This is a genomic window from Dyadobacter psychrotolerans (assembly GCF_004349265.1).
Classification (GTDB): Bacteria; Bacteroidota; Bacteroidia; order Cytophagales; family Spirosomataceae; genus Dyadobacter; species Dyadobacter psychrotolerans.
In genome coordinates this window covers 378915-399073 of the sequence record NZ_SMFL01000004.1, presented here as the reverse complement: position 1 = coordinate 399073, position 20159 = coordinate 378915, and the positions used below count along the sequence as shown (strand labels likewise).

At 42.8% G+C, this 20159-nt stretch carries 12 protein-coding genes; 8 read left to right on the top strand and 4 right to left on the bottom strand.

The window, feature by feature from the left end; genetic code table 11:
- Positions 1 to 2 precede the first annotated feature (2 nt).
- Positions 3 to 1442 carry an arabinose isomerase gene (locus E0F88_RS13305; RefSeq protein ID WP_131958745.1) on the bottom strand — a complete coding sequence of 480 codons (1440 nt, stop codon included), beginning with the start codon at positions 1440 to 1442 and terminating at the stop codon, positions 3 to 5.
- Between the two features lie 175 nt (positions 1443 to 1617).
- Between E0F88_RS13305 and E0F88_RS13300 the strand changes: the two genes are divergently transcribed.
- Complete coding sequence (locus E0F88_RS13300; protein WP_131958744.1) at positions 1618 to 2511, top strand: helix-turn-helix transcriptional regulator; 894 nt, start codon at positions 1618 to 1620, stop codon at positions 2509 to 2511.
- A gap of 82 nt (positions 2512 to 2593) precedes the next feature.
- Here E0F88_RS13300 and E0F88_RS13295 read toward each other — a convergent pair whose 3' ends face one another.
- The 3 genes from E0F88_RS13295 to E0F88_RS13285 all read right to left on the bottom strand — a co-directional run bounded on the left by E0F88_RS13295 (position 2594) and on the right by E0F88_RS13285 (position 10474).
- On the bottom strand, positions 2594 to 5479 hold the full coding sequence (locus E0F88_RS13295) for a glycosyl hydrolase (protein WP_131958743.1): 2886 nt from the start codon (positions 5477 to 5479) through the stop codon (positions 2594 to 2596).
- A gap of 129 nt (positions 5480 to 5608) precedes the next feature.
- Positions 5609 to 7333 carry a RagB/SusD family nutrient uptake outer membrane protein gene (locus E0F88_RS13290; RefSeq protein WP_131958742.1) on the bottom strand — a complete coding sequence of 575 codons (1725 nt, stop codon included), beginning with the start codon at positions 7331 to 7333 and terminating at the stop codon, positions 5609 to 5611.
- 12 nt (positions 7334 to 7345) lie between these two features.
- Positions 7346 to 10474, bottom strand: a complete 3129-nt coding sequence (locus tag E0F88_RS13285) for a SusC/RagA family TonB-linked outer membrane protein (RefSeq protein WP_229213763.1) — start codon at positions 10472 to 10474, stop codon at positions 7346 to 7348.
- A 306-nt stretch (positions 10475 to 10780) separates the two neighbouring features.
- Between E0F88_RS13285 and E0F88_RS13280 the strand changes: the two genes are divergently transcribed.
- From E0F88_RS13280 to E0F88_RS13250, 7 genes are all read left to right on the top strand, one after another.
- Positions 10781 to 11518 (top strand): DUF3891 family protein, encoded by a 738-nt coding sequence (locus E0F88_RS13280; protein ID WP_165940057.1) that lies wholly within the window; start codon positions 10781 to 10783, stop codon positions 11516 to 11518.
- Positions 11519 to 11599: 81 nt separating this feature from the next.
- Positions 11600 to 12172 (top strand): hypothetical protein, encoded by a 573-nt coding sequence (locus tag E0F88_RS13275; protein ID WP_131958740.1) that lies wholly within the window; start codon positions 11600 to 11602, stop codon positions 12170 to 12172.
- A gap of 395 nt (positions 12173 to 12567) precedes the next feature.
- Positions 12568 to 13809 (top strand): ice-binding family protein, encoded by a 1242-nt coding sequence (locus tag E0F88_RS13270; protein WP_131958739.1) that lies wholly within the window; start codon positions 12568 to 12570, stop codon positions 13807 to 13809.
- A gap of 183 nt (positions 13810 to 13992) precedes the next feature.
- Positions 13993 to 14268 carry a hypothetical protein gene (locus tag E0F88_RS13265; RefSeq protein WP_131958738.1) on the top strand — a complete coding sequence of 92 codons (276 nt, stop codon included), beginning with the start codon at positions 13993 to 13995 and terminating at the stop codon, positions 14266 to 14268.
- A 265-nt stretch (positions 14269 to 14533) separates the two neighbouring features.
- Positions 14534 to 16123: a hybrid sensor histidine kinase/response regulator gene (locus E0F88_RS13260; protein ID WP_131958737.1), complete on the top strand. Its 1590-nt coding sequence runs from the start codon at positions 14534 to 14536 to the stop codon at positions 16121 to 16123.
- Between the two features lie 18 nt (positions 16124 to 16141).
- A complete protein-coding gene (locus E0F88_RS13255; protein WP_131958736.1) occupies positions 16142 to 19732 on the top strand; it encodes a response regulator in 3591 nt (1196 codons plus the stop codon).
- A 54-nt stretch (positions 19733 to 19786) separates the two neighbouring features.
- Positions 19787 to 20155: a response regulator gene (locus tag E0F88_RS13250; RefSeq protein WP_131958735.1), complete on the top strand. Its 369-nt coding sequence runs from the start codon at positions 19787 to 19789 to the stop codon at positions 20153 to 20155.
- Positions 20156 to 20159 lie beyond the last annotated feature (4 nt).

The window sequence follows — 20159 nt, the reverse complement described above, 5'->3', positions numbered from 1 at the left end:
AGTTAGCAAACGAATATCGTCTCAATTCCCAAGAGCTGACCGAGTTTTTCGAGCTTCGAGTTCATGTGCCCTACTCCAACCGCGCAATGATGCGCCGGACCGTGACTGTTCCAGCTTTCGATAAATTTCCTGGCACTGATGGGAAATTTATATCTGCTGTTGGTATTTCCGATTTCAAGGATAGGTCCGGCGACGGACTCTCCCTGAGCAGCCAGCAAAACTACTTTTCCGTCAACAGTTTCTACGACGGATAAAAGCGTGACAGGCCCCAGTTTAACACGCATTTCCACCGACAGCCCCTTACCTACCTTGCCATGATATACCTGCAAAGGTCTGACTTTAATTTTACCTTCGTATATCGCAACATGACCCGGTCCGTCATGTCCCATCAGCACAACATCATCGTTAAAATCAATGGCATAATATTCAGTAAATGAGCCGCCTGCACCAAAACTATCCATGATTTTCATAGCCTGTGCATTTTTGACTTCATATTCTCCGGCAACCGGAACTCCTTTTGCCGTCAGAAGCGAATTGCCCAGGATTACCGAACTCATCGTATCTTCATTCGCGCCGTTTCCCGTTCCTCTGTGATAGTAGGCCATTGAACCAAGTGCATGTTTCTCAACCAGTTGATTTAAAGCAAACGCAGTACGCGCTGCTCGTTTTAGTTCAAACTCCGGGCAGTCCTCCTGAATATCAAAAGTTGCTTCAAATTCCTGAACCATTGTCTCCACTTCCGTTTCACTAACCTGGCTGCAAAGTGAGGAAAGTTCATCTACTTCAATCACTTCGATATGCCCGCCAAAGGTGGCACATTGCCGAGTCAGATCGGAATAAATATCCAGCATACCGCCATAGTAATTTCCCATGACTCCCATCCGGTTGTGTGACATGATATGTGCAACCCTTGCGGCCTGAATCCATTGTGAAATTTCGTCCCAGGCAACCGGATCATTGCGCAACATCCCCGTTACCTGATAAAAGGGAATCTGCGAGCGCTTAAATACATTGGCAATTTCAGGAACCGGACAGGCAGAGCAAAAAGCCAGCCATTCTCCCGTCATTTTAGTACGGTCACTCAGGCTGTTGAACCACTTGTAGTCAATTGCCGCTTCCGGAGCCAGATTAAGGACAATAACAGGTACTTTGGCCCGCCTCACGACTGGCAAAACTGTGGAAGATAGGGCGTAGGTGGTCACGTATAAAAAAATCAGGTCCACATCCTGCTGTCTGAATTCATGTCCGGCATCCGACGCTTTTTCGGCTGAATCAATCAAACCCAGATTTACAATATGTGCACCAAATCCTCTTAAATTTTCCTCCACTTCCCGAAGATAACCTTTCAGCCGCTCTTCAAGCCCTTCAAACTGCTCCCAGTAAGCTTCTAAACCGATACCAAAAAGGCCGACTTTAAGCGGATATTTATTAATTTTATTCATATCAAAAAATATATATTTTTAGTTCGACGGCTTTATTTTGAGAGTATTATTTCGGAAAATAAGTAAGTAGATATTAATACCTATCTGCTTCATTTATAAATTTCTAATGCAAAAGTAGGATATCACATAGCACTAATTAAATAGTTAATCTGATTCTTTATTTACACTTCTTGATATGAGCATCTACCGGAAATACTTCACACAGGAGCAGTTACAAAACCTTGTTGATTCCGAGCCTAACTGGGGTGTATCCATTCTGAATGTGGGGCATAATCTGCATCCTGCAAAAAAGAGTTATCCTGACCAAAACCATCCCGATAGCTACTATTTTAACTGGGAGAAAGGACGCAGGTTAGACGAATTTCAATTGGTGTACATTTCCGGAGGAGGCGGAGTTTTTGAATCAGAAAACCTGCCTCCGACAATCGTTGAGGCAGGTACTGCCTTTCTACTTTTCCCAAATGTATGGCACCGTTACAAACCCGCACACAATACCGGCTGGGAAGAATTCTGGGTTGGTTTCGGAGGACATTATTCCGAGTATCTGATGCGCCAGGAATGTTTCAGCCCGGAAAGTCCGCTTCTCAAAATTGGTTTTGATGCAGAGCTGCTAGCCGTATTTCTGCGGTTGGTTGACACTTTAAAGTACGAAGGACTGGCTCACAAGCAAATTTCATCCTGCCTGGTTATTCAGCTTTTAGGGCTCATTTACGCATCGGCACTTATGTCCAAGACCGTGCGCACGCGAAAAGAAAAGCTGATTCATCAGATCCGTTACGAAATTCATGAAAACTGGATGATCCCGATCAGCATGGAAGATCTGGCAGCGAAACATGATGTGGGCTATGTTTGGTTCAGAAAGGCTTTTAAGGAGATTACTGGCACTTCACCGGGACAGTATCACTTAAATATCAAGCTTGACAAAGCCAGCCAGATGCTTAGACAAACCACGCTTTCCGTATCGGAAATTGCCTATCAGGCTGGGTTTGAGTCAGAATTTTATTTTTCCAGAATATTCAAGAAAAAAATGGGCAACGCCCCGTCTCAATACAGGCATAGCCTGCTTTGATAAAATTCATTTTACAAAAACAAAAAAGCCGAAACCACCTTTTATGGCAATGTTCCGGCTTTTCTGTAACGAAGGACATTTATTATTGCTCCATTGCTTTCATTAATCTAACCGGTCCCAGCAGTCCGGATGGTGTTAATTGCCAGGTATCCAGAACCTTTACGTTGGTTTTGGTCAGCTGCTTTTCCGCCGGTTTTGTCCGGTCGCCGATCAGACGGTTACGCCAGGTATTGACAACTTCGACTTTCAGTTCGTTGTCCTTTTCCTTCAATAAACCGCTTACTGGTACACGCAACGGTGGCGCCCAGAGAATACCCAGATCTTTTCCATTCAAAAATACTCTTGCAATACCAATATCCTTCACCTCTCCAAGGTCCAGATAAGCCTTCCGGCCCGAAACAAGCTCTTTGCCGGCATCAAACTTTTTGCTGTAAACCGCCTTCCCTGAATAAAACTTAATTCCTTCTTCCGTCCTGTCCGACCAGCTGGTTAGCTCATTGAAAACTACACTTGCAGGTGCTCCCCACTTCGGATCAAAAGTCACATCCCAGGCACCGTGGAGCGTTGTTGCAGGTTCCAGCTTCACGTAGTTAGATTGCTGCTCTCCTTTCTTGTCTTTGGAAATATCTTTTTGAAAAACAACAAAAACAGAACCGTAAGGATCGAATTCCAGCGGAACGTAGGTTTTTCCACCCTTTTGATAAAACGATGTGGCTGGCTTGGTTTCTCCTGTTACCGCGTTCCAGAGTTCAGGTTGTTTTCCGCTGATACGGAACGCCGCGGTCATTTTGGACGCTGCCCGGTTCTGACTGCTTACGAAATAATAGTCAACGGCGGTATCTGCACGGTGGATGTAGTCGTACTTACTTCCGTTTTCACATTCAACGATTTCCATGTCAAAATCTACACCATCGGATCGCAGGTATTCAGCCGCTGTTTTCCCCCAAACGATTTTGCCCGCTCCTACTTTACGTACTCCGTTTTTCTCGATTGCGGTTCCCCACAGTTCATCTGCTATCGTTTTAAGTGTCTGTTCCGAAGCAGGGTATTTAACAAGACTTGCTGTTGTTACCGGTTTCATACCTATCACCGTTGCTCCTGCTTTTACCAAAGCCTGTATTTTTTGCAAAGCGGCAAGTGAAAGCGTTTTATGATCAGGCAAAGCCAATATCCGGTAAGAAACACCGTGCGGCAGAACGATCTTTCCGTTTTTCATTTCCAGTGCCAGCAAACGATCCTCATCAATTAAATCGTAATCAAAACCAGGCAATGCACCGGATGGATCATCCTCTTTTAATCGTCCCAGGTTTGGAGAGTGATCTCCGTAATAATATAAAACATCAGCCACCGAAATACCGCTTTGATGCATGTATTGGCACCGGGTCAGATATTGAATAAAAGCGGTTGACTGATTCCACCAGGTAACATTCGGATTAAAATGCGTACCGGCAAAATACTCCTGCCCAGGCAATCCCATTGATTTAGGTGAAGCTGTGAAGGTATGCAAATAGACCAGGTTCAAGCCAGCGCAGAACTCATGGTCCGCACTAGGTTTCATATCAGCCCACATTACATCGTTCCAATGTGGCCCGATGGTGGTAAATGACTCTGCTCCCACCAGCTTTTTATTATAAATTTTCGCAGCGCTTCCTGCTTGTTTTACAAAAAAGCGGTCAACAGGTTTTGCACGGTGCGGTGAGGGCGACCAAAATTCACTCATCATAATTTCACTGTAACCGTAATTTTTCAGTCCGTCAAACGGTCCGGCGTGAGGTCCGGCAGATTCCGGCTGAATACCGATTCCGTATTCTCTGGCACGTTTAGCAAAAGTTCCGTAGTGTTTTTCCGCAATCAGGTCTGCCAGCGTTTTACGCAGATCTGATAAAAAACGGTTACTAACTTCTCGGTTTTCAATAATTTTTCCGGCCAGAACAGGCAGGTAGGGAACCGGATCATAACCACGATATTTGATAAATTCTTTTTCAAACCCCTCTGTCCAGTTAAGTCCACCTGCTTCAAAACTATCGGTCTGGAGATACTTTAAGGTTTTACCGGCCATCGGCCCGATTGCTTTCAGTAACGGCTCTACGTTGGTATCCCAGTAACGATTAAAATTCTTTTCACTTAAATAATCAATAACATTCCCCTGCCATTTTCCGCTGGATGTGGAAACCTCAGCATCCGTAGGAGTAAATCCCACACGTAAAATCGTCCATTCGCCGGCTGGTGCTTTCCAGTCAAGCTTGCCATCTTTAAAATACTTTGTGATGTTTAATACCTGTTTAACACTTGCATCCTCCTCCCCTTTTGTACCGGCGATATCTGTTAAAAGAGGACGGGTTTCAGGTACCGACCAGCCTACTTCACGAGTAGCAGCCTTGTTCTCAAAATCCCTGATCGGCGCACGGTTTGTAAATGTTTTTGCAGGGATCGCCAAAATCACAATGTCCCGGTAATAATCATACCTGATTTTTGGCACAGCAAGTTCCTTTTGTATTCTTGCCGAACCTTTTACCTGTAATTGCGAAAAAACAACCTGTTTGGCTGTTTCTGCAGGCGTGATGTCAGGCCCTCCCAAATTCCAGCCGCTTTGGATACTCACGGACATAACCAAGCCCAGGCGGTCCGCTTCTTTAATTGCATGCACATAAAGTTCCTTCCAGGCAGGAGAGCCAAACATGGGACCTTCCGGAACCTGTCCGTTACCTCGCTGGTCAGCACCTCCGGCATCAAAAATACAGGCGCCACTAAACCCTTTCGCCTTCATCTCTTCCAAATCGCGGGTAATCACCTCTTTATCGACATTTCCATTCAGCCACCACCACCAACAACGAATCCCATAATTTGAAGGAGGATTTTGAAAAACCGAACTTTCAACGATAGCCGTACTTTTTTGGGAAAATACTGTTTCACCTGAAAACAGCAGAAAGGCAGTCAACAGGCAAAAGGAACTCAACTTTTTAAACATTGTATCAGGAGTTTAGTAAAAAATCAGGCAGGTGGCCTGTGCAAAATATGATGGTTTATTTACGAACAATTGCCCGGATCATCCACCCGGGCAATTGCGTTTATAATTATACGGCAAACCTTTTACAAACTACCTCTTCCAGCCAGGATTTTGTTCCAAAACAACATCTTTATTGGTATCGATGATGGTTTGCGGAATTGGCCAAAGATTGTAATTAAAGGTCAGAGTAGCCTTGGCTTCCGGCCAGAATGCATACTTTTTAATACGGTCAACGGCAATGGTTCCGCCCATACGAAGAAGTGTATTCCATCTTGCTTCCTCGTAAACAAGCTCACGTGCACGTTCGTCCAAAATCATATTGAAGCTATCGTCCATATCCGCAGCGCTTACCAAATAGGTTGCATTCGCACGGGATCTCAACAAATTAACATCTGCTGCTGCTCCGGCTTTGTTGCCGCTGCGCTGTTTCGCTTCTGCACGCAACAGAATTGTCTCAGAAAGGCGAATGAAATAATCGTCACGAAACAGATTGCTCATGTTTTCTCCATCAGCAAGTCCCGTGTATTTATCAGTAGCGATTTTACAGGAAATAGGGTAAACCAAACTTCTGTTGTTCATATTTGTTGTCGCGTCCGCGCTTCCGTTGTAGAGCACATCCCATGGAACAGGCTTACCAAAATAAGGCGAGGTTTTCACGTTACCATTAAACACACGGCGGAAAACGATCTCTGAGTTACGTAAATCCGTAGCATACTTATCCGCATAGATGTCATCTCTCACATAGAACGTTGGGATCATCTGTGCAATACCACGACCACCTACATCTTCCGCTGTGCCAGTCAAATGATCCTTGGCACCATCACGAAAAACAGCTCCATAAGTACGGGAATAAGGTAATTTCGATTTTCCATCTTCTGCCCGGTAAGCTGCATAGTCAACCTGCAAAGTCCAGATACTCTCTTTGTTTCCGTTTTGGTAGTTTACGTTGTTTTCCTGAAAAAGGTCCCAATACACATTTCCCTGCGCTTCGGTGCTTCTTGCGCCAAAACGTGTTTTCATTAAAGAGTAGGTTCCGCCATCAATCACTTTGGTAGCGTAAGCGATTGACTGAGCGAAGGCAGCCTGTCCTTCCGATGCTTTTCCATCTGCCACCAGCTGCGTTCCCATGGCAAGATATAATTCAGCCAGATAATGCTGCGCAGCACCTTTCACTACGCGTCCACCACTTACAGTTGTCTCTGGCAAATCCTTTTCAGCTGCCAGAAGATCGTCAATCGCAAACTGATACGTTTCAACCCGTGTAGATCTTTTGAAATCATACTGAGGAACCTTTGAAACCGATGTTACAATGGATACACCACCGAAAAGTTCTCCCAGGTTCCTGTAAGCATATGCCCGAAAGAACTTTGCCTGTGCAATGATGTTTGCCTTTTCTGCCTCAGAAGAGAATGATATCTGCGGAAGCTGTGCGGCTTCCAAAGCGAGATTAGCCTTTGCAATCATCTGATAATAGGTACTATAGATGTTGTAGAATGTCCCGTTATCGACGTTGATCAAGCCGTAGTTGTTAAATGTAGCACCTCTTCTGATACTTGCCACATCGTACATATCGGTTCCGTTTCCTCTCAATACAAAAATCCACCCTTCTTCTGCCGGGTTTGCCCACAAATCCCTGATCTGTGAATAAATACCAACCAAAACCTGATCCACCTGTGCTGAGGTAGAAAATGCGTTGTCGACGGTATAAAACGTTTCGGGATTTTCTTTAAGAAACTCGTCATTGGACTTACAGCCAATCACGTTCAGAAGAACCATCAGCGCCCAAAATGACTTTTTTGACAATATATTTTTCATAAAAATTGATGTTTAGAAACTGATATTAGCTCCCACTGAATAGGTTGATGGAACAGGGAAAGTATTTTCACGCACTGGAGTACCTGTTTCCGGATCTCCTCCAAACCATTTTGTGAAGGTTGCAAGGTTTCTTGCGCTCACAAACAACTTAACCGAATTCAACTTTGCTTTTGCTGCCAGTTCGGGCTTCAAACGGTAGGAAAGCGTAGCATCCTGAACTCTGACAAAAGTGCGGGACTGTAAACCCTGAAAACGACCATCACCTGCAAAATAGGCCGAAGGATATTCATTGCTTGCATTCTCAGGAGTCCAGTATTCCTTGGACGTCATATTGTCATTGAAACGTCCTGTACCAGCTGTAAGATAAGCAGCAGCATTACTTTTCTTATACCAGTCACCACCTCCAAAAATACCTGATACAAGTACATACAAGTCAAAATTCTTATATGACAAAGTATTGCTCATGTTTAAACGGAAATTCTCTTTGGTATAACCTATAATCTTTCTGTCTGCCGCTGTAATACCAGCAACGCCGTCGATATCCCTGTATTTTGGTGCACCAGGAGCAGCTCCTGTTAAGGTTGTGTATTCTGTATCTCCTGCCTGAACGATTCCTATTTGTTCGTAACCGTAGATCACACCCAGTGGCTGTCCGATGAAAAGGCTGTTTGCAATATCGTCGTCTTCTTTACCATTGCCATCTTTATCTTCACCATAAAGCTTTACAAGCTTGTTTCTGTTTTGCCAGAAGGTAAAAGAAGTTCCCCAGGTCAGATCCTTACTCTGGTAGTTGACGGTTCTCAAAGTAATTTCAAGACCTGTATTGTTTACCTGCCCCATGGAAGTTTTGATGGTTTTGAAACCGGTCATTACAGGAATATTTCTGGTAAAAATCTGATTGGTGGTTGCTCCGTAGTAAGCATCTACATCCAGAAACAAGCGGTTGTTTAACCAGGCTGATTCGAAACCTGCATTCCAGGAAGTTGTCGTTTCCCAACCCAAATCGGAATTACCCAATGCACTTTGATATAAACCGTAGTTGATCACACCCGGTGTATTAGACCATTCATAACGTACACCACCAGCAGCGGCATTCGCAACCGTTGACAATGTCCCATAAGGATCCACCCCTTGGTTTCCGTTTTGACCGTAAGAAAATTTCACTTTCAGATTATTCAGCGGTGTGAAGCTTTTCAGGAATTCTTCATTGGTCACCTTCCAGGCTACACCAGCTGCAAGGAAGTTCGCAAATTTGTTGTTTGCACCAAAAACCGAAGCACCGTCACGACGATAAGACCCTGTGAAGAAGTACTTGTCGTTGAAAGAGTAGCTCAAACGACCCAGATAGCCAATGTTCGAACGTTGGTAAGCATCCAGGTTTACCCGTTGAACTGTTGCCTTATGAAGTCCCCATAATCCCAGCGTTGTGTTACCATTTGCCGCAAAGTTCGAGCCGGTAGAATTGATATAAGTGTATTTTTGATTGTCTCTGGTTGCAACAAGTGTTACATCAATACCGTGTTTTCCAAACGTATTCTTGTAATTGATGATATTATCAAAAACATAACTTGAAATACCGCTCCGTTCCAGATTACCATTTGCATTTGTCAAAAAGCCCTGGATCACAGAAGGAGAATATCTGCTTGCCGCATCACCTTCCTGCACGTAGTACTTTTCGTTTGTAAAGTTTCCCCTTTCATTCTTTGTCACATTGTTCAGGAAATTGACACGGTAGGTCAGCCCCTCCACAAATGGAATCGTAACCAGTGCATTGGCATTTAACCGATAGCTATTAAGTATATCTGTATTACTGCGGGTGTCGTCGTCAACTCCCCATAATGGGTTCACGGCTGACTGCGTATAAGGATATTTCTCCAGATTCCCCTGATCATCACGATACATTACTCCATAGGGTGACATCGTTTGAGCCTCGCCGATATTGGCTGCAAATCCTGAATAATCTCTTTTTGAATAACTACCATCCGCTCCAATTTCCAGCCATTTGGTTATTTCTGTTTTGACTTTACCCAGGACAGATATGCGGCTAAACTGATCACCTTTTACAATGGCCTTATTGTCGTCATAGGATGTTGAAAGATAATAGTTAATTTTTTCGCTGGCACCGGAAACGGCCGCCTGGTAAGTTTGTATCACACCTGTGCGGGTTGTTTCATCCAGCCAATTTGTTTCCTTGCCAGCTGCACGGTTTGCCAACTCACCTGGTTTTAACCAGTTTGTCGATCCTTCGGTATATTTGTTACGCGCATTGACAACACTAATCCATTCTTCACCTTTCATCATTTCAGGCCTTCTCTGCCATGACTGAAAACCGGTTGAAGAATTAAAAGTAATAACTGGTTTTCCAACCTTACCTCTTTTAGTTGTAATTGCGATTACACCATTAGCCGAACGGGAACCATAAGCAGCAGCTGATGTTGCATCCTTTAATACGTCAAAACTAGCAATGTCACTTGGGTTGATGTCAGCAAGACTTCCTAAAAATACCACCCCATCCAAAACAATTAAAGGGTCGTTGGATCCGCTGATCGAATTTTGACCGCGAATCTGAACCGATGGCTGTCCTCCTGCAGAGTTGGTTGCCCCAACATCAAGACCCGGAAGACTTCCTTTTAAAGTTTCCAGGGCATTCATACTTGGAAGAAGTGCAACTGCCGAGCCTTCCAGTTTGAGTGAACTTACTGAACCCGTAAAATCCTGGCGTTTTGTCGTACCATAACCGATTACAACCACTTCGTCCAACGCTTTGGTGTCGGATTTCAAAGTGATGTCAATGGATGTGCGGTTGCCTACTGTGATTTCCTGCGCTAAAAAGCCTACATAGGAAACCACCAGAACCGAACTTGCATTTGGGACAGAAATAGAAAAATTTCCATTTACGTCCGTGATCGCGCCTGCCTGTGAACCTTTAAGCAAGATGCTCACACCCGGAAGACCCTCTCCCTTTTCATCTTTGATAATCCCTGTTACGGTCTGGTCCGCATACCTGGAAACAAAACTGTTACTTGGGAGATTTCCCGCGTGAAGATCGGCAGAAACAGCCGAACCTAAAATAACCAACGATAACAGCCACGCACCGCTTCTCCTGTGGCCTGGAGTCTTTTCACCTGGTCGCTGATTCATTTACTGAAATGGTAATTGTTGAACATATAATAGAAAGATTAAAATATCATTAAATGCATGTGATATTCTTTCTGTCGAAAAAAACGAAAACATGAAAGTTAATGATATATGAACGATTAGAATTATTTTCATCAAAATTAGGACTATAAAAACACTCTTCTTATGCAGGAATTGATCAATAATATGTATATTTTGATATTAACTTGTATGTCATGATTTAAGCCGCCGAATTAATCGCCATTTAGTGATATTCTAGCAGGCATGGAAATTTATTGGTTTGATGCTTCCCATTTCAAACCCAACAAAATGATAGTTGTTTATCAGGAAAATGGCTGGCAGATTATCTCTCAGCGTGCTCACGGCTTGCTTGCCGGTGAAATTTGCTCACACTGGAAAAATGAGAACCATCCTGAAAGATGGCTGGAAACCATTATCGCTACCGCCGAACATGACGATGCATACAACGAATTTGACGAGGACAATGTCCTGCTCAATGAAAACGGCGGGCCGGTAAATTTTAAAATGAGAAACTTCGAAAAGGAAAAGTGTGATAAATTAATCAGCCACGCACTCACTAAAAGCAGATACATTACTTTACTGGTAGCCAGACACATACGTTTTCTTTATGAGAATGAGCAGGATAGCGTTGTCAAAAAATATTGTGCGGCACTTCAAAAGAAAGAAACAGGCTGGATGAAAGAAATTGCTCTGAAGGCCAAAGATCTTACCGCAGCCTATTCCATTCTGGAATGGTGTGATGCGTTGTCTCTGCTGATTTGTCAGGGATTGATACAACCAGAAAACCGTTCAATAGAAATAAGCAGTGGCCCGGACAATAAACATTACAAACTGCACTCACCTGAACGGTATGTATTAAACGTCAACCCATGGCCTTTTGAAAGAGATCAGTTCTCAGTTTCCTACGAATCAAGAACAATCTCGCAGCTCACCTTTCAAAATATCGGGCAGTTTAGAAATGCTTTAATGGAAGCTACTGTAGACTTTCATAAATTCAATTTTGTGAAACATAATTTAGCTAAATGATGTAAACACAGCAGACAGACATAACTACATAATATTTGTTTCATTATAAACGTTTAGCAACAGGAGTTACCGGTAAAATACATGAAGATTTATTTCGGCTTATTGTTTATTTTGTTTTGCTGTATTTCTTGTAACTGGCTTGGCAATGCGCCCAGTTTTGGCGATGACTATGTTACTTACACAATCAAAGCCGGCAGCCACGAAATTGAAAACAATTCAAATGGATTATTTACCGCTGGTTCATTGCGCTTTCAGGTACAGTTCGATAGCAGCTGTATCTACAAAACCACGATTCCCGAAAATCAAAACGATATCAATAAATTATTGGGCTTTTCGGACTGTAGTTCGCCACATCAAACCAACAGCGCGCGCTTTGGCTGGAACTGGCGGGAAGGCTCCTTACGAATCTATGCCTATATTTATGTAAACGGCCAAAGACAGGAAAAGGAACTTGGCACCGTAGAACTTTTAAAAACCAGCACCCTGGGCCTGAGAACGGACGGAAATACATACATTTTTTCTTTAAACGGACAGGAAACGTCTATGCCAAGGCACTGCACAGGTGGTTTGGGTGTCTCTTACAAGCTTCTTCCCTACTTTGGCGGAGATGAGCCTGCGCCGCATGACATGCGAATTAAGATCAGAGATATCTGATTCCCCAACTTGATTAAAATATAACTCATTAATTTTGAGATTTATAACACTTAATGGGGTATTGTATACTCATATTGACAAATACCTACGCTTCTCGTACTAATACTAGTACAGGAACAGTTGTTGTCTATTAACTCCTATAAACAAGTAGTTCGACATTAGGACTCAACTTTATCTCTTTTCCGCAGCTTCATCACATTCTCATACAACAGGATTATTGCAATCCTGAGGAGGATCCGCCTGTTTTTTTCACAATATTTTTGTCTTATTTACTTCATCATCTGATGATTGAATTGACAATATTGTTGAACCGGTAATCTGATTTAGTATGATAACTCAGTCGGTTGTTTGTAGAACATTTAAGAAGTTAAATCACAAAATCAACCGAAATTTTTATGAAAAACAAATTACATCTACTATTAACAGGATTTGGTGTTTGCTTAGCAGGCATCAGCTATGGACAAGCATTATTGACACCAGCATTGCGTAACTACGCGTTGTTTACATCGAACGGTGCTGTCACCAATACCGAGACTTCAACTATCAAAGGAAATCTGGGTACCAATGTTGGGTCCGTTACCGGATTTCCCGGTTATGCAAATTCAGGTACCACAACAGTTTCCGGAACAATCAATGTACAAAACGACGAAACACTCGCCCGGGCCGCTGATGTGCAGACAGCCTACAATTCATTAATTACCACTGCGACAGATTTTATAGTGACAAATCCAACTTTCGGAAATGGTCAGTCACTTGGACCAGGAACATATTTTCTTGGCGAAGCGGGTTCCGTAGTAGGCACATTGACTCTTACCGGGTCTGTCAACGACATATTTATTATTAAAATAGGAGGTGCTCTGTCAGCAGCCGAAGGATCCCAGGTTGTTTTGTCGGGCGGAGCCGTTCGGGAAAATGTTTACTTTAACGTCTCCGGTCAGGTAAGTCTGGCAACAGGCGCTGTATTTAATGGTAATATCGTTTCTTCCGGCGCTATCATCCTGGAGTCGGGAGCGTCACTTAACGGCCGGGGCCTGACAACCGCCGGAGAAATTAATCTGTCAGGAAATAATGTCGACAACGGACTCACGTCACTTCCAGTTAGATTAACATCATTCATTGTAAAAAAAGGCGAATTTAAAACTGCCGAACTTACCTGGACGACCGCAGCTGAAACCAACAGCGAATCATTCCAAATTCAGCGCAGCTCAAACGGGAAAATCTGGGCAAGTATCGGCTCTGTTGCTGCAAAGGGAGAAAGTAACATTTCATTATCGTATAACTTTACAGACGGATCTGCCGCTCAGGGAACAAATATGTACCGTTTGAAGATGATTGACAGAGACGAGACTTTTGCTTACAGCTCCATAAAAAGCATTGAGTTCGCGCAACAAAGCCGAACAGTTCTCTATCCTAACCCAACAATAGACAAGCTGACCTTAGATGTGGAGGATATGAATAACATTCAGCGTATACAACTCACAAACATTCTGGGTGCATCTGTTTACAACCAGAGCAAAACAACAGCTTCACCTCTATCACCATCGGTAGATACAAAAGCACTTGCAACCGGCTTATACCTTGTTCGGGTAACGCGTACGGACGGATCGATTTCAGTATCAAAAATTGTAAAAAACTAACTGGTTCTAAAACGGAGCTTTGTAAAATATAAAAATTAAACGATGCATGATATCCTTAGGATGTCATGCATTGTTCGTTAGCATAAAATTTGCGGTATTGAGGAAAATGTGTTATCGGAAGCATTTTCGGGTAAAAAATTCCCACAAATAAGGAAAAATTTAAACAACCAATTTGCATCTAAAATGGAACAGACCACACTTTCCACAAGTCTGCTACGGAATGTTATGGATTTTTTGAGCACAATCAGTGAAACCAATGAGGATACCGATTTTGATGCCTCGCAGGATTATCTGGTCGAAGCAATAAAAACGCTGGTAAGCGAAAAAGACAAAACATCTGTTGTAGAGGATTTTGAAGTCCCCTACCTGCATCCAATGATTACTATTCAGAAATGGAATGAAGAATTAAAACTGATCGTCTCCGAAGCCATTTTAGAAAAAGAGGCTCAAAACATTTAAAAACCCCTATTTTTCCATTTTACTATGCTTTTATACCAGTAATGTGGAACGGTTTTAGCGTTCAGTCCATACGAAATGAATAATTAAGATGATGATCAATGAAGGTACTCATTTGAATTGCCAGCACAAATGGAATTTTTTGTTAAGTAAAAGTTGCAATTCAGGCCCTTTTTTATAAAAATTAAGTAACCAGAATTAACATAGTGAAATTACTAAACCCACAGGCAGGTGGCCAATAGCCGACAAACAATAATTTTTAACAAGTATGATTCTTATTGTTGACGACAGACCTGAAAATATCCTCCCATTAAAAAGAATACTTGAACTCCACGGTTTTGAAACAGAAAGTGCGGAGTCGGGTGAGGAAGCGTTAAAAAAGATTCTTGGCACGAACTACTCCGTTATTATTATGGATGTGCAGATGCCCGGCATGGACGGCTTCGAAGTCGCAGAAACGATTTCGGGTTTTAGCAAGGCGAAGGACACGCCGATTATTTTTCTTTCAGCAGTTAACACAGAAAAACGGTTTATAACCAAAGGATACACTTCCGGAGGAATCGATTATCTGACAAAACCTGTTGATACGGACATATTGCTTTTGAAAGTACGGACTTTCAAAAAGCTCTATGAACAACAGCAGGAGCTTAAAGCGATTCAAACATCTCTTCAAAAGGAAATAGAAATACGAAAGCAGGCCCAGGAGGATCTGGCAGAAAGGATGCAGGAGATGCATTTCGTTCTGGAATCCCTTCCGCAGGCCGCTTTTACTATTGCAACCGACGCCAAGATTGAGTACGTCAATGCGCACTGGTTTCAGTATTCGTCAAATGCTTCAAAGTTTCCGGAAGTTCATCCCGATGACCATGAGATTAGTGATAACTTCTTTAAAAGTCTGCCCGGTACACAGGAATTTTCCAGTGAGCTGCGATTGAAAAACATAGTTACCCAGGAATTCAAATATTTTCTGTTAAAAGCAATTCCCATCGCCCAGCATGGTATGGTCAACCGCTGGGTTGCCACTTTCACAGATATTCACCAGCAAAAAGTAGCCAACGAAGTGCTCGAACAGCAGGTAGCTTTAAGAACACATGAACTCTTGGATAAAAATGCCGAGCTGGAGATCACCAATCATGAATTACAGCAATTCGCCTGGGTAGTATCCCACGACTTAAAGGAGCCACTTCGTAAGATTCAGACTTTCAGCCAATTGGTGAAAGATAAGTTTTTAAAGGAAAACCCTGAGGCCATCTCGTACCTCGACCGGTCTATAGGTGCCTCAGCGCGTATGTCCAGACTGATCAGTGACCTGCTTGATTATTCCCGGCTTTCTATACAGGCGCAGTTTCAGCCTACTGATCTGACAGTACTCGTCAAAGAGTTGCTTACCGATTTTCAGGAAGCGATTGAAGAGAAAAATGTTAAAATTCACATAGGTCCAATACCAATAATTGATACCATATCCAGCCAGATCCGTCAGGTATTTCAAAACCTGATCAGTAATGCGTTGAAATTTTCAAGAGACCAGATTGCGCCCTTTATAAACATTACTTCTGAACTGATAGAAAGTAAAGAAATAGGTGCATCTCAAAAAGAAAACGGTGACTTCTGCCGGATTCTGATAGAAGATAACGGAATAGGTTTCGATGAAAAATTCCTCGATCGTATCTTCGTGATCTTCCAAAGACTAAACAACCACACCAGCTATGAGGGAACAGGAATCGGACTGGCCATAGCGAAGAAAATAATAGACAAACACAATGGCCTGATTTCGGCCCAAAGCCGCGAAAACGAAGGTGCACGTTTTATCATCGTGCTGCCCGTGACCCAGTTGAAATCCCCTTCCCACCTTAATTAAAGCATTATTTATTGCACCATGCAGAAAACTTCTAATTCTATTATTCACCAGCTTCAGATCGTATTTTCAGTATCGATTATACTTTTGATTCTAAGTCTGGTAGCCTCCTTTTACAGTACGCAAAAACTGATATATAATTCCCAGCTGGTTAATCATACGAATCAGGTTCTGATAGAAGCGGAAAATATCATTTCGCACATGAAAGATGCCGAGACAGGACAGCGTGGTTTTTTACTGACTCTGGATCCAAGTTTTTTAGAGCCGTATACCGGCGCTTACAACAAAACAACTACCTCATATAACAATCTGATCAGTTTGACCCTGGATAATCCGGTACAGCAAAAAGCACTAATACCGCTAAAAGAAAGATATGAGGCAAGATTTGCGCAGATGGAACGCGTGATTGATCTTGCTAAAAAACAACCGGACTATGTCCTGCAATCCGAGCAGCGGTACAATGAAATGAAAAAGGGCAAAAAGATTATGGATGATGCCCGCCTTATTGTTAATCAGGTAAAATCTGAGGAAGCACAGATGCTTCAAAACAGACTCGGGCAGCAGGAAATTTACATCACATATACCCCTTTTCTTCTGCTCGTTGCAGCACTGATTTCCATTCTGATCACAGGTTTTGCATACATCCGTATTAAGAAGGATATGGACAAGCGTATTCTTCAACAAAAAGAAGAAGAGCGTAAATATCAGGAAACCAGGATGCGAATCGGTGACATGGAAGAAATTACCAGAAAAATTTCATCCGGGGATTATGCTGCCAGGAGTGAAGACCATGGCGATGATGACCTTGGTAGAATTGCAGGCGCCCTTAACACCATGACAGGTTCACTTGAAGAAACATTTACTGATCTGAACAACAAATCATGGCTGCAGACTGGCAGCATGCAAATCGCTGACTCTATTCGCGGCGAGCGTATTTTGAAAAAACTTGCTTCCAATCTGATTAATGCCATAACCAGCTACATTCATGCTCCGCTTGGCACGGTATACATACAGGACAATGACTGGAATTTTAAATTGACAGCCGCACACGCCGCCTCGGATGCTCCGGACTATATATTTTCCGGCAACGGAATCACAGGACAGGCTATTGAAAACAAAAAAATGGTCATCGTTGAAGATATTCCTGAAAACTACGTCAATATCACCTCAACGCTGGGTACGACAAAACCAGCTGCCCTTGCTGTTTTGCCGCTAGTTTATGCCAATGAATGTATAGGAGTGATTGAACTAGGCCTGCTGAAAAAGCCGAATGAGCTTCAGGTAAAATTCCTGACTGAAAATCTGGAAGCGATTGCCATTGGCGTTAATGCTGCGCTGGATTATGTCAAGCTCCAAAATTTCCTTGAAGAAACCCAGGCACAGTCCGAAGAGCTTCAAACACAGCACAATGAACTTGAAAATCTGAATGCTGAACTGGAGGCACAATCTCAGAAATTACAAGCCTCAGAAGAAGAGCTTCGTGTGCAGCAGGAAGAATTGCAGCAGACTAATGAGGAGCTGGAAGAAAGAAGTGTGCTGCTTGAAGAAAAAAATTACGAAATACAAAAGAAAGCGGCTGAACTTGAACTAACAACAAGGTATAAATCGGAGTTTTTAGCCAATATGTCCCATGAGCTGCGCACACCGCTAAATTCAATTCTGCTGCTCAGCCGTCTCCTTGCTGAAAATGAAGATAAAAATCTCAATAGCGACCAGGTTGAATATGCTACCGTAATCCGTTCGTCAGGAAATGGTTTGCTTGGGCTGATCGATGAAATCCTTGATCTTTCCAAAATCGAGGCAGGTAAGATGGAACTTCAGTACGAAATCACTTCCCTGAAAGAAATAAGCCAGGACATTCATTCCCTGTTTGTACAGGTTGCCAAAGAAAAAGGCCTTGATTTTGCCATCCAAATCGATCCGGAGGTAACACCGGTTATAGAAACTGATAAAACACGTCTTGAGCAGATACTTAAAAATCTTGTATCCAACGCCCTGAAATTCACCTCGCAGGGATCAGTAAAAATTGACATAAAACAGCACAAGGACGGTAAACGCATTCTCTTTGTCGTGAAGGATACCGGCATAGGGATTGCCCCTGAGAAGCAGCACCTTATTTTCGAAGCTTTTCAACAGGCAGACGGTTCGACCAAACGCAAATATGGGGGTACCGGCCTGGGACTATCCATCAGCAGGGAGTTGGGCAGATTGCTTGGCGGTGAAATCTCGGTCAGCAGTGTTCCAGGGCAGGGAAGTGAGTTTACCTTAGCAGTTCCCTCAAAGTCAGAATATAAATTACAGATTGAAGAAATCCCGGAATTTTTCCACGGCAAAGCGGACTTAAAACCGGATACAAAATTATCAGACGTACCGGCAAAATACGTAAGCACCGTCATCCCTGAGAATATACCAGATGACCGCGGTGAGATTACCGAAACTGATAAGGCAATCCTGATTGTGGAGGATGACACTTTCTTTGCAAAAACACTGCTGGACTATACCCGCAAAAAAGGTTACAAGGGAATTGTTGCTGTGCGTGGAGACGAAGGCCTGGCGCTGGCCGGTACGTTTAAACCAATGGGTATTTTACTTGACATCGAATTACCGGTTATGAATGGCTGGGACGTGATGGATGCCTTAAAGGCAGATCCGGAAACCAGACATATTCCCGTTCACATCATGTCTTCTCATCGTATGAAAAACGAAAGTCTCCTAAAAGGGGCCGTAGATTTTATCGATAAACCCTTGGTTGTTGACCGCATGAAAGAGGTTTTTGAAAAGATCGAGTATGTGATCAGCAAAAAATCTAAAAAAGTCTTAATCGTTGAGGATAACAGCAAACACGCCAAAGCACTGGCTTATTTCCTGGGAACATTCAACATCAATTCAGAACTGAAAAGCGAAATCTCAGAGGGTATCACCGCATTGGAAAACAATGAGGTCGACTGTGTTATTCTTGACATGGGTATTCCTGATAAAAGAGCTTATGAAATGCTTGAAGAAGCGAAGAAAAATCCTGGGTTTGAAAACATACCGATTATCATTTTCACCGGTAAAAGTCTTTCAATGACAGAAGAGCTGAGAATTAAACAGTATGCGGATTCGATTATTGTTAAAACGGCCCACTCCTACCAGCGCATGCTCGATGAGGTTTCTTTATTTCTTCATGTAGTAGAAGAGAACAAAAAACCCGTATCCGATGGCAGACGTCTTGGTGGTTTAAGCGAAATCTTAAACAACAAGACCGTTTTGATTGCAGATGATGATGTAAGAAATATTTTCTCGTTGTCTAAATCTCTGGAAACCTATAAAATGAATGTCGTCACTGCTCTCGATGGAAAAGAAGCTTTGCAAAAGCTGAATGAAAATCCTGATATTGACGTAGTATTACTCGACATGATGATGCCTCAAATGGACGGATATGAAACAGCGACAAGGATTCGTGAGAATTACCAGTGGAAAAATCTACCCGTTATCGCAGTAACAGCCAAGGCAATGACCGGCGACAGAGAGAAATGTATTAATGCAGGTGCCTCAGATTACATCACAAAACCAGTTGATATTGACCAGCTCATGTCGCTGCTTCGTGTGTGGTTATATGAGAAATCGTAAAAGGAAAATAAGTTGCTCTCTATAATAAACCCTAAATTTTTTACAGCTGAAAGTATGAATAAAAAAAAGGTATTAATCATTGATGACGATGCAAGAAATATTTTTGCACTTTCAGCAACCTTAAAGTCAAAATCTTATGAATGTGTATCCAGCCAAGGTGCTCCTGAAGCACTTGATCTGTTAAAAACGGATATCGAAATTGACGCTATTTTAATCGATATGATGATGCCCGAAATGGATGGTTATGAAGCTATTCCGCTAATAAAGGCATTGGAAAACAGAAAGGAAACGCTCGTGCTTGCCGTTACTGCACAAGCCATGGTCGGCGACAAAGAGAAATGCCTGCAGGCAGGAGCTGACGGGTACATTTCCAAACCTATAGATGTGGATCAATTATTGCTGTTACTCGATAAAAAACGATAATTCA